The 13,839-nt window shown below is 63.6% G+C and carries 13 protein-coding genes; 1 reads left to right on the forward strand and 12 read right to left on the reverse strand.

Features of this window, described 5'->3' with window-relative positions; genetic code table 11:
* Positions 1-185 precede the first annotated feature (185 nt).
* The 12 genes from ACVW1B_RS23035 to ACVW1B_RS23090 form a co-directional block, all read right to left on the reverse strand.
* Entirely contained in the window at positions 186-1,175 is a 990-nt protein-coding gene (locus tag ACVW1B_RS23035; protein WP_253607628.1) for a LysR substrate-binding domain-containing protein, read from the reverse strand.
* 320 nt (positions 1,176-1,495) lie between these two features.
* Positions 1,496-3,055, reverse strand: a complete 1,560-nt coding sequence (locus ACVW1B_RS23040) for a 2-isopropylmalate synthase (protein WP_038383406.1) — start codon at positions 3,053-3,055, stop codon at positions 1,496-1,498.
* Positions 3,056-3,464: 409 nt separating this feature from the next.
* Complete coding sequence (locus tag ACVW1B_RS23045; RefSeq protein WP_456822287.1) at positions 3,465-4,478, reverse strand: phosphatase PAP2 family protein; 1,014 nt, start codon at positions 4,476-4,478, stop codon at positions 3,465-3,467.
* A 92-nt stretch (positions 4,479-4,570) separates the two neighbouring features.
* Positions 4,571-5,512: a polyphosphate kinase 2 family protein gene (locus ACVW1B_RS23050; protein WP_456792627.1), complete on the reverse strand. Its 942-nt coding sequence runs from the start codon at positions 5,510-5,512 to the stop codon at positions 4,571-4,573.
* The gene (locus ACVW1B_RS23055) at positions 5,478-6,488 is read right to left on the reverse strand and encodes a branched-chain amino acid ABC transporter permease (protein ID WP_456779607.1); all 1,011 of its coding nucleotides are present in this window, start codon (positions 6,486-6,488) and stop codon (positions 5,478-5,480) included. The genes ACVW1B_RS23050 and ACVW1B_RS23055 overlap by 35 nt, the downstream gene beginning before the upstream one ends.
* Positions 6,485-7,366: a branched-chain amino acid ABC transporter permease gene (locus ACVW1B_RS23060; RefSeq protein WP_456792628.1), complete on the reverse strand. Its 882-nt coding sequence runs from the start codon at positions 7,364-7,366 to the stop codon at positions 6,485-6,487. Before ACVW1B_RS23060 ends, ACVW1B_RS23055 begins: the two co-directional genes overlap by 4 nt.
* A gap of 232 nt (positions 7,367-7,598) precedes the next feature.
* Positions 7,599-8,303: an ABC transporter ATP-binding protein gene (locus ACVW1B_RS23065; RefSeq protein WP_253607624.1), complete on the reverse strand. Its 705-nt coding sequence runs from the start codon at positions 8,301-8,303 to the stop codon at positions 7,599-7,601.
* Positions 8,304-8,307: 4 nt separating this feature from the next.
* Positions 8,308-9,081, reverse strand: coding sequence for an ABC transporter ATP-binding protein (locus ACVW1B_RS23070; protein ID WP_050385458.1), 774 nt, complete (start codon positions 9,079-9,081; stop codon positions 8,308-8,310).
* 22 nt (positions 9,082-9,103) lie between these two features.
* Positions 9,104-10,414, reverse strand: coding sequence for an ABC transporter substrate-binding protein (locus ACVW1B_RS23075; protein ID WP_076824302.1), 1,311 nt, complete (start codon positions 10,412-10,414; stop codon positions 9,104-9,106).
* Between the two features lie 176 nt (positions 10,415-10,590).
* Positions 10,591-11,355 carry a substrate-binding domain-containing protein gene (locus tag ACVW1B_RS23080; protein WP_456822288.1) on the reverse strand — a complete coding sequence of 255 codons (765 nt, stop codon included), beginning with the start codon at positions 11,353-11,355 and terminating at the stop codon, positions 10,591-10,593.
* Between the two features lie 15 nt (positions 11,356-11,370).
* Complete coding sequence (locus ACVW1B_RS23085; RefSeq protein WP_438073271.1) at positions 11,371-12,072, reverse strand: NUDIX hydrolase; 702 nt, start codon at positions 12,070-12,072, stop codon at positions 11,371-11,373.
* Positions 12,073-12,084: 12 nt separating this feature from the next.
* Positions 12,085-13,110 carry an ABC transporter substrate-binding protein gene (locus ACVW1B_RS23090; RefSeq protein WP_456779606.1) on the reverse strand — a complete coding sequence of 342 codons (1,026 nt, stop codon included), beginning with the start codon at positions 13,108-13,110 and terminating at the stop codon, positions 12,085-12,087.
* Between the two features lie 182 nt (positions 13,111-13,292).
* Here ACVW1B_RS23090 and ACVW1B_RS23095 point away from each other — a divergent pair, with 182 nt between their 5' ends.
* On the forward strand, positions 13,293-13,742 hold the full coding sequence (locus ACVW1B_RS23095; RefSeq protein ID WP_225162591.1) for a cupin domain-containing protein: 450 nt from the start codon (positions 13,293-13,295) through the stop codon (positions 13,740-13,742).
* Positions 13,743-13,839: the final 97 nt, after the last annotated feature.

Genomic DNA, 13,839 nt, shown 5'->3' on the forward strand with positions numbered 1-13,839 from the left:
GGCCGATCGCAACACTCGTGTGACAGATTGCCGCACTTCGTGTTCACGTTCCGGAAATCCCGCGGCTCGCGTGTCGCCCGCCGATGCGGGAGACGCCAAAGGGCGATGAGATTGGGTCGGATCGTCATCGCGCTTTGGCTCATGGTTCGAGCATGATCGTCGCGCAAACGCTTCGCGTTGATCGCTTAGCTGGCCCGTCCGCCAACCCGGCCGACCCGATCCGTTTCGATCGCCCGCAGATAGTCCAGCATCAGACGGCTGGTTGCCGACAGATGCGTGGTGTCGCGGACCACGATCTTCAGCTCGCGCCGTCCCCAATCGTCGCGCAGCGGGATCGCACGAAGGCCCATGCCGGCGCCGACCACCTCGAAGGCGCGGTCGGGGATCAGCCCGAGCCCCATATTGGCCTGCACCATGCGGCAGACCGCATCGAAGCCGGGCACATTGATGCGCAGCCGCATCGCCTTGCCGGCTTGCGTCGCCGCATATTGCGAGCGCAGATAGATCGAGCTCGCGGTGTGCAAGCCGATATGGTCGAAATCGAGCGTCTCGGTGAACAGCAATGTCTCGCGGCCGGCCAGCCGATGGTCGGCGCGCATCACCACCACCAGATTGTCGTAGCGATAATGGAAGGCCTCGAGCGCGCGGCTGTCGGCCTCGGCCGAGCAGATGCCGATCTCGGCCGCGCCCTCCTCGATGCCGCGCACCACCTGCCCGCTCGGCCGCTCCTGCAGATCGACGCGGAGCAATTCATGCGCGGCGAAGAAGGCGGAGAGATCCTCGGGCAGGTATTGCACGATCGCCGAGAGGTTGGCGAGCATGCGGACATGGCCGCGGACGCCTTGCGAATATTCCGACAGCTCGACCGCGATCTTCTCGACATTGAGCAGCGTCACCCGGGCGTGGTGCAGCAGCGCCTCGCCGGCCGGCGTCAGCGCCATGCCCTTGGCGAGCCGCTTGAACAGCGTGACGCCGAACGCCAGCTCGAAATCGTTCATCCGCTTCGACACCGCCGACGCCGCGATCCCCTCGCGCTGCGCGGCGCGGGTGAGGTTCTGCTCGTCGCAGACCGCGACGAACAGGCGAAGCGTTGTCAGGTCGACCCGGCGCGTCAGCGCGGTCTCCGCCGGCGTGGCGGCGCGCGGAAGGTCTGTCACGATGGAGGAGATCGGCATGGACGGCGTTCCCCAGGAAAGAACGCAGCGTAGCGCTGGAGATGGCGCGGAAGATTCCAAAGCAGTGCGGAATGAGACGGATTATTGGTAAATTATTCCAACGGTAACCGGAATGATCTAATTTTATTCCAATCTGGCCAACTACCGCCGTCATTGCAAGGCGCGAAGCGACGAAGCAATCCATGTATCAGGAATCGGAGAGATGGATTGCTTCGCTACGCTCGCAATGACGGAGGGACTCTCGCTCTAGATCTGCACGCCCGAACGAAAAACGCGGCACCGAGGCGCCGCGTTTCAACTTTGTCGGTCGATCTCGCTCGTCAGCCCGCAGCCTTGGCCGGGACGTCGCGCTGGCGCTTCATCACGATCTTGTTCAGCGCGCCGAGATAGGCCTTTGCGGAGGCGACCAGCGTGTCCGGATCGGCGGCGCGGGCGGTCATCGAGCGACCTTCATGTGCCAGACGCACCGAGACCTCGGCCTGCGCGTCGGTGCCTTCGGTCACCGCGTGCACCTGATAGAGCTCCAGCTTGGCCTCGTGCGGCACCAGGCGCTTGATGCAGTTGAAGACGGCATCGACCGGGCCGTTGCCCTCGGCCTCCTCGATCTTGATCTGGCCGTCGACGTCGAGCTTCATGGTCGCGCGCTGCGGGCCATGGGTGCCGGCGATCACGGTCAGCGAGGTCAGCTTGATGCGGTCGTGCGCGGCCGCCATCTCCTGGTCGACCAGCGCCTCGATGTCCTCGTCGTAGATGTCCTTCTTGCGGTCGGCCAGCGCCTTCATCCGCGTAAAGGCATCCTCCAGCTGGTTGGCGCCGAGCTTGTAGCCCATCTCCTCCAGCTTGTGGATGAAGGCGTGGCGGCCGGAATGCTTGCCGAGCACCAGCGAGGACTGCTTCAGGCCGACCATCTCGGGCCGCATGATCTCGTAGGTCGAGGCGTCCTTCAGCACGCCGTCCTGATGGATGCCGCTCTCATGCGCGAACGCGTTACGGCCGACGATTGCCTTGTTGTACTGCACCGGGAACGAGGTGGCCGCGGACACCACCTTCGAGGCGCGGGTGAGCTGCGTGGTGTCGATCTTGTTCCAGAACGGAAACTTGTCGTTCCGCACATTGATCGCCATCACGATCTCTTCCAGCGCGGCATTGCCGGCGCGCTCGCCGATACCGTTGACGGTGCACTCGACCTGCCGCGCGCCGCCGACGACGCCGGCCAGTGAGTTCGCGACCGCCATGCCGAGGTCGTTGTGGCAATGCACCGAGAAGATCGCCTTGTCGGAATTCGGCACGCGCTCGATCAGCGTGCGCATGAAGTGGGTGTATTCCTCCGGCACCGTGTAGCCGACGGTGTCGGGGATGTTCACCGTGGTGGCGCCGGCCTTGATCACCGCTTCGACGATCCGGCACAGATAGTCCATCTCGCTGCGGGTGCCGTCCTCGGCCGACCATTCGACGTCGTCGATCTGGTTGCGGGCGCGGGCGACCATCGCGACCGAGGTCTCGATGACCTCCTCGGGGGTCTTGTTCAACTTCACCCGCATATGCAGCGGCGAGGTCGCGATCACGGTGTGGACGCGGCCGCGGCGGGCGAACTTCACGGCTTCGGCGCAGCGGTCGATGTCGGCCGGATGGGCACGGGACAGGCCCGCGATGACCGAGTTCTTGGAGCGGCGGGCGATCTCGCTGACCGCCTGGAAATCGCCTTCCGAGGTGATCGGGAAGCCGGCCTCGATGACGTCGACGCCCATGTCGTCCAGGAGTTCGGCGACCTCGAGCTTCTCCTCGAAGGTCATGGTGGCGCCGGGGCACTGCTCGCCGTCGCGCAAGGTGGTGTCGAAAATGATGACGCGGTCCTTCTCGGACTTGTTCGCGGTGGCCATGTCAGAAATTCCTTTAAGCTTTGCGCCCGTCATGTTGCTCCTTGAGCAATTACCTGGGCGATATCAGGGTTCGGTGATCTCGTACAAACCCCTGAGTGCCCAGGCGCAAACGCCCAGCCGGCCCTCAGGGGCAGGTAAGAAGAAGGCCGCCAATAAGCAGGGTGGGCGCTGCGGCAGGGAACGTGGCGGTAGCCTGGGCCACCTCCCCCGAAATCCCATCAATTTGGCCGCGAATCAGCATTGCCAGACCCTGTTGAGCGCCAAAATTCTCGGGCAAAACCATTGACGGTTGGTTGCCGGGACGCGCTGTGCGCCGTCGTTCTAGACGATTATGGCAAGCTGCCGCAATGGGTAAAGATGGTCAGTTGGGTTGACCTATCGTTGCCGCATGGCGGGGGCGCGATCGCCCTCACCTGACTTCCGCCCGGGGCTCAGCTCGTTGCACCGCGGGTATCATCGCCCATGCTCCTCGCCGGACCACAGCCACGTGCCGCAGCATCCAGGTGTGAAGCCAACCAGCGAGGATCACGGACACGATCGTGATCACCAGACCGCCGATCAGGTCCGCGACGTAGTGACCGCCGACGATCGGCGTTGCCAGGATCATGCCCAGATTGACGAGCGTCATCGGGATGCGCAGCCAGCGGATGTTCCAGCTTGCCCAGATCAGGATCAGGGCTGCCGCGCAATGGAAGCTAGGAAACGCGATCAGTCCCTTTCCCTGGAAATTGCGCAGGCTTCTGAGGCTTCCTTCGCGAATCCGGATCAGCTCGTCGATCCAGCCGTCGGACGACAGCGGCAAATTCCGGAACGAGGATATCTCGGTATCGCTGAGATGCAGATGGGTCCACGCCGTGGTGGCCGGAACCAGGGCAAAAATCCCAATCGTCAGCAGCAGTGATATGATCGCCGCCAGGATGAATTTCTCAAGCGTCTTGACATCCTTCTTGATGGCCAGCGCCAGGATCACAACATTGGGTAGATAAAAAATCGAGTTATAGAATTCGCTCACGATGCGGACCATCGTGTCCGAGCCCGCGAAGAACCCCGCATAAGCTCTCCAATCATATCCGATCAGCTGATCAGCACGCAGCAATTGGTCGTCGATCAAGGGACGGCCGACTGTCGCGGCGGCATAGGTCAACATCGTCGCGGCGATCGCAACCACCAGATTCTGCGACCAGCAGTTTATGAACAATTGGACGAATTGGATTCGCAGTCCCTTTGTCACGAGGTAGGCGCTGAGCAAGATCGCTGCCATCCCGCCATAGCCGGCCCAATTGACATCGACGTGCCGGAATCCGGACCAATGGAAGGCAGCAAAGCAACCAGCCAGGAACAGCAGGACAGGCGCCCATAGCACGCCCGTCAGTGCGACATCGTTCGCGTTGTGACTGCCTGTCGCTAAATCTGTGGTTGTCATGCCCCCATGTTGCGTCAATTCATTAAGATTGCCTTGCGAGCGGCCGGTACGCGCTGGGAATATCCGCATGCGACAAACATGGGACGCGGCGCCTACTTCTTTGCAGACGTCTTCTCGCCCGCCCCGCCCTTGCCTTCCGCCTCCAGCGCCGCGCGGACGCGCTTGAATTCGCTCAAGTCGGCCTTGTCGACTTCGGGGAATTTCAGGTCGAGCCCGTCGAGGGCGTTGACGATGGTCGAGCCGATCACGACGCGGGCGAACCATTTGTGGTCGGCCGGCACGATGTGCCAGGGCGCCTCTTTGGTTGCGGTGTGATGGATCATGTCCTGATAGGCGGCCTGATATTTGGCCCACAGCTTGCGCTCGGCGACGTCGGCCATCGAGAACTTCCAGTTCTTGGCCGGCTCCTCGAGCCGGTCGAGGAAACGCTGGCGCTGCTCCTCCTTGGAGACGTTGAGGAAGAATTTCAGGATCACGGTGCCGTTGCGCGACAGATAGCGCTCGATCGACGCAATGTCCTCGAAGCGTTCGCGCCAGATGTCCTTGGTCACCAGCTTCTTCGGGATCTTCTGCTTGTCGAGCACTTCCGGATGCACCCGCACCACCAGGCACTCCTCGTAATAGGAGCGGTTGAAGATGCCGATGCGGCCGCGCTCCGGCAGCGCGATCATGGCGCGCCACATGAAGTCGTGGTCGAGCTCCCTGGTCGAAGGCTGCTTGAAGGAGGAAACCTCGCAGCCCTGCGGATTGACGCCCTCGAACACGCTCTTGATCGCGGAATCCTTGCCGGCGGCATCCATGCCCTGGAAGATCAGCAGCAGCGACCAGCGGTCCTGGGCGTAGAGCTTCTCCTGGAAGCCGTTGAGCCGCTTGCGGTTGGCCTCGATGATCTTGCCGCCGGCGTCCTTGTCGATGCCGCCCTTCTCGGCGGTCGGATACGATTTGAGGTGAAATTCGCCCGACCCGTCGAAGCGGAACGGCGCGACGAAGGGCTTCAGTTCATCGGCGAGCGACGGGGACGGTTTGTTGCTCATGGCTTCTCGACGGCTTGCGTGGCGATTTGATCCGGTCGATCACGCTACCAAGAATGCCCTTGGGCAGGAAGATGATGAACAGAACCAGCAGCACGCCATAGACCAGATTGTCCCAGCCGACCGCCTTGGTGCCGAAAGAGATGCGCAGCACCTCGGCCAGCACGATGGTGATGACGGCGCCGACCGTCGGTCCCAGCGCGACATAGACGCCGCCGACGATCGCCGCGAACACCATCTGCAGGGAGACCGCGATGCCGCTCACCGTGTCGGGCGAGATGAACATCTGGTACTGGCAGTAGAGCGCGCCCGACAGCGCGGTCATCAGCGCGCTGATCAGGGTGATCTTGAGCTTCTCGGCGGTGACGTTGACGCCCGCGGCGGCGGCGGCATCCTCGTCTTCCGAGATCGCCTCCATGGCATGGCGGATCATGCTGCGATCGATCGCGCGCCAGATCACGAGGCCGGCGAGCCAGACCGCGAGCGCGATCAGATACCAGGTGGTCTTCTCGTCGAATTGCAGCGCGAGCAGCCCCTTGCCGCTCGGGGCGCGCTGCGGGGTGTAGCCGAGCGAGCCGCCGGTATAGTCCCGGGTCGCGGTGATGACCTGCAGCACGATGCCCGACAGCGCCAGCGTCACCAGCACGAAATAATGCCCGGTGATGCGGAAGCGGAAGCAGGGATAGGCGACGACGAGCGCGAGCACGCCGGCGGTTACCATGCTGAGGGGAATGCCGATCCAGGGCAACACGCCGAGATGGTTCCACAGCAGCGCGGTGACATAGGCACCGATGCCCATGAAGCCGCCATGGCCGAGCGAGACCAGGCCGAAGCGCCCCATGATCGACCACGAGGTGTAGGCGAACGACCAGATCAGGATCAGCACCAGCACGTGCAGATGATAGGGATCGCGATGCACGAAGGGCACCGCGACGAGCGCGATCAGCGCGATGATCCAGCCGGCGGCTTGCCTGTTCACGAGCGCCTCGCCAGGAGGCCCGCGGGCCGGATGAACATCATGACGATGAAGAAGGCAAAGGCCAGCACGTAACCCCATTCGAGATCGGAGAACAGGCCGCCGAGCGAGATGATCTCGGCGAACACGAAGGCGGCGATGAAGCCGCCGATGAAATTGCCGAGCCCGCCGAGCACGCAGATCAGGAAGGTGATCGGCCCGAATGACAGGCCGACGAACGGATGCACGTCATATTGCAGCACCAGGAGGCAGGCGGCGAGGCCGGCGAGCCCGCCGCCGATCGCCGAGGTGACGAGATAGATGCGCTTGGGATCGACGCCCATCAGCGGCATGATCTGGCGGTCCTGCGCGATGGCGCGGATCGCGGTGCCGCTGAAGGTGCGGGTCAGGAACAGATAGACGCCGATCATGCCGAGCAGCGCGGCGGCGAACGACAGCAATCGCGCGTAGCTGAAATTCATCTCGCCGAGCGCGAGCACCGGCAGGCGGATGCCGAGATTGCGGAAGTCGATGCCGAAGGCGACGGTGGCAAAGCTCTGCAGGATGAACAGCACGCCGCCGGTGGCGAGCAGCTGGTTGATCGGCGGAGCGGTCAGGAGCGGGGCGATCACGAAGAAATGCAGCGCGGCGCCGAGCAGCGCCACCAGCAGGATCACCAGCGGCGCCGCCGCCCAGTATGGCAGGCCGTAATACTGCACGAGATAGTACATGCCGTACATGCCGATCATCACGAGCTCGGCGTAGCAGATCCAGGTTACGTCGATGACGCCGAAGATCAGGTTGAGCCCGAGCGCAAGCAGCGCCAGCACGCCACCGAGCAGGATGCCGTTGATGACGGCCTCCAGCAGGTAGATGTCGAAGATGTCGAGGAAGGATTGCATGGTGGCTCCGCCTTAGACCGAGGCGTCGTCATCTGGCCGAACTCGAACTAGCGCAACCGTCATCCTGAGGTGCGAGCGGAGCGAGCCTCGAAGGATGCACGGCCCGTCTGTGGCCGATTCATCCTTCGAGGCGCGCAAGAGCGCGCGCCTCCCGAGCGAACGCAAACGCGTTCGTCCGGGGATGACGGGGAAATATGTGAGTGCGCTTGCTCGATTCACGATCATTACCCCCTCACACCCCCAAATACGCCTGCTTGATGGTGTCGCTCGCCGCGAGCTCCGCCGCTGACCCGGCGGCGCGGATGCTGCCGGCTTCCAGCAGATAGGCGCGGTCGACCACGCGCAGCACCTGCTGCACGTTCTGCTCGACGATCAGCACCGTCAGCCCGCTTGAGCGGATGCGCTTGACGAGCTCGAACACCTGCTGCACCACGACCGGCGCGAGGCCAGCCGACGGCTCGTCGAGCAGCAGCAGTTTCGGGTTCGACATCAGCGCACGGCCGATCGCGCACATCTGCTGCTCGCCGCCCGACATCGTCCCGGCCATCTGGTGCTGGCGCTCCTTCATGCGCGGAAACAGCTCGAACACGAAGTCGAGCCGCTCGGCGTAATGCGCGCGGGCACCGGGCATGTAGGCGCCCATCTTCAGGTTGTCGGCGACGGTGAGCCGGGGAAACAACCGGCGATTTTCCGGCACATGCGCGATCCCGAGGCTGACGATGCGATGCGGAGGTGTCGCGATGACGTTCACGCCTTCCATCGCGATCGTGCCCCTGATCGGGCGGATCAACCCTGAGATCACCCGCATCAGGGTGGTCTTGCCGGCGCCGTTCGGGCCGATCACGCCGACCGCTTCGCCCGCCTTGACGTCGAGACTGACGTCGAACAGCGCCTGGAAGCTGCCATAGCCCGCGTCGATCGATTTCAATTCCAGCATGCGCTCACGCCCCGATCCGGCGCCGCGCCTGGGCTGCGGCCGCGGCTGCGAGGCTCGCATCCGCATCGGTGCCGAGATAGACCTCGATCACTCTTGCGTCGCCGGCGACATCGGCCGGCAGGCCCTCGGCGATCTTCTCGCCGTGATCGAGCACCATCACGCGATCGACCACGCGCATCAATACGCCCATGATGTGCTCGACCCAGATGATGGTGATGCCGAGCTCGTCGCGGATCCGACGCAGCATGTCGGCGGCCTGGTCCATCTCGGCCTCGTCAAGGCCGCCAAGGCTCTCATCCGCGAGCAACAGCTTCGGGCCGGTGGCGAGCGCCTTGGCGAGCTCGAGCTTCTTCAACCCGGCGGCGCCCAGGCCCTCGACGCTGGCGTGACGATCGGTCGGCAGCCCGACCATCGCGAGCGCCCGCTCGGCCGCCTCCTCGGCCTTGCCGCGGCTGTGGCGGCCCTGGCCGTAGAAGCCGGCGAGCACGACGTTCTCGAAGATGCTGAGGCGATGGAACGGCCGCGGGATCTGGAAGGTTCGGCCGATGCCACGGTTGATGATCCGGTGCGGGGCGAGCCCCGCGATCTCGTGGCCGTCGAACAGGATCGAGCCGGAGGTCGGCGGCAAGGTGCCCGACAGCATGTTGAAGATCGTGCTCTTGCCGGAGCCGTTCGGGCCGATCAGGCCGAGGATCTCGCCCTGCTCGACGCGGAACGACACGTTGTTGACGGCACGAAAGCCGCCAAACCGCTTGACCAGGCCTTCGACGGCGAGCACGGCAGTTCCCTTCGCGAGCGAGCTATTTGTAGCTGTAGGTGGTGCCGGCCGGCAGCGGCAGCTCGGTCTCGCGCTGCATCTGGCTCTTCGGCCACACCACATAGGATTTGTCGTCGATATATTGCAGCACCACCGGGAACGAGCGCGCGTTCTGCCCGGCATACTGCTCTCCCTCGCCATAGAACTTCACGCCATAGCCGAGCATGGTGCCGCCCTCGGGTATGTCGGTGTCGAGCGCGGCCTTGCGCAGCGCATCCGGATCGACGCCGCCATACTTCTTGATCGCGCGCGGCAAGACGTCGTCGAGGAAGACATAGGCGTTGGCCGCGCCGATGCCGACATGGGCGGATCGGATCGGCACGCCGGGCTTCAGCCGGTCAAACTCCTCGCCGACCATCTTGATGACCGGCGGCAGCTTGGGATCCATGTTCTTCTGGTTGGCAAGCCAGATCGAGATCGGGTCGGTGTTGAAGAGATAGTTGGCGTCGGTGCCGAGCCCTTCCTTCAGCTTTTCGTAGACGCCGTAGCCCGCGCCATGGCCGACAATGGCGCCGAACTTCAATCCCTGCTCGCGGGCCTGGCGGAACAGCAGGGTAATGTCCGGATTGTAGCCGGTGTGGAAGATCACGTCGGGCTTGGCGCGCTTCAGCTTGGTCACCAGCGCCGACAGATCGGGCGCGGTCGCCGAATAACCCTCCTTGAGCACGATGTTGAAGCCGGCCTTCTTGGCGCCGGCCTCATTGCCCTTGGAGACGTCGACGCCATAGGCGCCGTCCTCATGGATGATGGCGACGCGGAGATCCTTCGGCTCCTTGCCGAACTTGGACATGGAGTATTGCGCGATGAAGTCGGTCGTCATCATGCCGTACTGGTTGCCGGCGGCCTGCGGACGGAACACGTATTTGTAGTTCTTGCCGTCGAACACGCCGGAGGAAATGCAGGTCGTGATCCACATGAACTTCTTCATCTGCTCGACCCGCGCCGACACCGGCACGCATTGCGCCGAGGAGAAGAAGCCCATCACCATGTCGACCTTTTCCTGCTCGAGCAGGCGGACGGCCTCGTTGATCGCGATGTCGGGTTTGCTCTGCGCGTCGGCATAGACGGCCTCGACCTTGTAACCCTCGACGCCGGTCTTGGCGTAATGGTCGAGCATGATCTTGACGCCGGTGTATTGCAGCTCGGAGCCGCCGCCGGCCAGCGGGCCGGTCAAATCGAAGATCACGCCGATCTTGATTTTCTTGTCCTGCGCATGCGCTGCATTGGCCACACCAAGCGCCGCAAGCGCGACAGATAGACCCGCAAGCCAGCGGGCAGCCCTCCTGACCGGCATGAATCCCTCCCCAGAGATTGTGCACTGCATTTTTTGTTGTCGTGCGGCCCTATCACAGGGGGAGCGGCCGATGATGTCAAGCGCGATGGCTGCGTCCGCACCGCGCAGGCTTGCGCAAAGTTTCGGCGGAACGGTGCCGACGCGCGGTGCTCCGGCGTGCGCTTGGCCGCGGCAATTTATCCGCGAGGCCGTTCCATGCCGGCTCGTTTGATGGCCGTGAGCAAAATATCGCTGTCCGAGACAAGAAAATCGATCAGGCGCTTGGCTGCTTCCGGCGCTTGCGCGTCGCTGACGATCGCGGCCGTGAAGGTCTGGACCAGCTGGAGATCTGGCGGCAGCAGGCCGACAACTTCGATGCCGCTCTCCTGAACCAGTTCGCTGGTCGGGCCGATCGACAGATTTGCCTTGCCTGCTCTCAGCGCTTCGGCCGCCTCGGTTCCGCGCGCCTCGAGGGTGAGCCTAACCGTGTCCGGCAAGTTCAACCTGGGGAAAACCTTGTCGCGGACGTACTGCCCGCTCGTGCTGCTCGGCGCCACCACCTCGCCGGCGTCGATCAAAGCCTGCCTGAGCGCGGCACCGTTGCCGATGTCCGGCCTGGAAGAGCCCGCCCGAATCGCCGCGGCCAAAGGTGCCGTCGCCAGTCCGGCTTCCGATCCCACACGAATTCGGCCATCTTCGATCAGACTTCGAAGTCCCTCACGCGAAAGGATAACCACGTCCACTTTGGTGCCGTTCGCAAGCTGGTGCCTGATCGTCTTCGGACCCGTCCCCTCCGACGCGCCCGATCCGGTCTCCACCCTGATGCCCGTGCTTCGCTCGAATTCAGGCAGCACGTCTCGGTAGACCGCGGCGAAGCCACCCGAAATGATGACCTTGATCGTTTTAGGACCGTCGGCGATTGCCGGTGTCAATGCGGCGGCAGCGGTGGCTTGACCGGTCATTGCGCATTCCTTTGCCTAGGCCGGCAGCTGCGTCTCGATGAACGCGGTGACGAAGCGCGGCATTGCCGGAGTGAGATCGGCGCGGCTGCGCACCAGATGGATGCCGGCAAGCTCGGGATTTGCCTGGCGCGCGAGATTGGCCTCGATCCGCGCCCGCAACGCGTCACCAGGCATATCGACGCGCAGGATCTGCATCATTGCAAGCGCAGGCCCGGTGTAGATGCAGTGCCAGTCGGCGTCGCCGCGGCAATCCGACGGCAACAGTCCCGTCTCCTCCTCGAGCTCGCGCATCACGCTGCCGGCGATATCGACCGTGTCGCCCCTAATATCGTCGAGGTCGGGCGTGCCGGAGGGAAAATAGATGCGTCCGGCATTCGCGGTCTGCTCGCCCATCACCCCGCACACGAAGGCGCCGTCGCTGGCGAGCAGCGCCCCCATGCCGAAACCGTTGAACACCTCGTGGTCCGGAAAGCCCCAGTCGCGCCAGGCGAGGAAGCTCGCGAAATCGGTCTCGAAATAGCTCGCGCTAAGCCGCTCGCCGGCGAAGACCGGATCGCGCCCGAGCAGCACGCGGCCGTTCCACAGGTTCGGGTTCAGCCGCTGCTGCTCGGCGAAATGCGCGTCGATCTCGGCGCGCCGCTCGTCCGCGAACGGCCAGGGACGCCGCTGCAAGGCAAGGTCGAGCGCGGTGACACGACAAATGAGCGGAGACTGCATGTCCGTACGCGTTTACTTTCCGCTTCCGGTGGTCTTCTTGGCCTGATCGACGAACTTGTTGGTGTAGGTCTTGGTGACGTCGATGCCGGCCTTCGCGACATCGGGTGACCCTTCGCTGAACACCGCGAGCACAGCTTCCGCGCCTTTGGGGTCCATCTTGCCGGTTTCCGAATACATCGGAATCGTGTTCTTCAGCGCGGCGAGATACTGCGCCCTGTTCTTGCCGACGATCTCATCCGGCATCTTGGCCATGATGTCCTCGGCGCTGTGCGAATGGATCCACGCCAGCGTCGCCATGATCGCGTTGGTCAGCGCCTGCACCTCCTTCTCGTGGCCGTTGACCCAGGCCGCGGTCGAATACAGCGCGCCGCCGGGATATTCGCCGCCGAACACTGCAAGCGTATCGTGCTGGGTGCGGGTGTCGCTGAGAATTTTGAGGTCCTTGTAGCTGCCCTGCAGCACGGTGACGGCAGGATCGAGCATCACGGCGGCGTCGATCTGGCCCTGCTCCATCGCCGCCACCGCAGTGGCGCCGAGGCCGACGCCGATCACGGCGGTGCCCGTAGGATCGAGGCCGTTCTTCTTCAAGAGATATTTCAGGAAGAAATCGGTCGAGGAGCCCGGCGCGCTGACGCCGACCTTCTTGCCGGCGAGATCCTTGATCGAGTTGATCTCGCCGGTGTGCTTCGGAGACACCACCAGCACGAGGCCGGGATAGCGGTCATAGACCACGAAGGCCTGCAGCTCCTGCTTCTTGGCCGCAAGATTGACGCAGTGGTCGAAATAGCCGGAGACGACGTCGGCGCTGCCGCCGAGCACGGCCTTGAGCGCATCCGAGCCGCCCTTGAGGTCGACCAGTTCGACCGCGAGCCCGGCCTTGTCGTATTCGCCGAGTTGCTTGGCCAGCACGGTGGGCAGATAGCACAGGCAAGCGCCGCCCCCGACCGCGATGGTGATCTTGCTTTGCGCCGCGGCAAGGCCCGTGGACAGGGTCAGCGCCAGCAGCATTCCGGCAAGCTTGCCAAGCAGTTTGTTCATGACGTCCTCCGTTCGACTGGCCGGCAAGATAGAGGAGCCGGCAGGCCTTGAGAAGGCGACTTTCCGACAGCTGGTCAAGCCTGCGGGGGCGGCATAGCATCGCGGATACAAGAAAACGCAGAAGAAGCGCCAAAACCATAAGCACCAAGAATACTTCAAGGGAAACATCAAGGGAGGTCTTCATGAATCGTATTGCAACCGCGCTGTCGATCGCTACCGCCTTTGCCGCGGGCTGTGGCATCACCCATTTGCTGCGGCCGGCGCTCGCCGCCGAAAACATCACGGCGCAGGTCATCCACACCGGCGAGATGGAGGGCGACAAGCTCGGCGACGCCAACAAGGTCGGCTTCCGTTCCAAGATGTTCGTCTCCGCCGACGGCGCCACCGTCTCTATCCAGGACGGCAATGTGCCGAAGCACATGCATCCCAACACCAACGAGATGCAGTTCGTCCTCGAAGGCACCGGCACGGTCTGGCTCGGCGACAAGGAAGTGACGGTGAAGCCGGGCGACCTGATCGTGATCCCGAAGGGCACGCCGCATGGCGGCACCAAGCCGAACGGCCGCGCCATCAAGGCCATCGCGATCAAGACGCCGCCGCAGGCGCCGGATGATACCAAGCTGCTGGATTGATTACGGCCATCCTCAACGTCATTGCGAGCGAAGCGAAGGCAATCCATCTCTCCGGATAGGCGGACCCATGGATTGCTTCGTCGCTTCGTTCCTCGCA

This window comes from Bradyrhizobium sp. USDA 4502, from assembly GCF_054063355.1.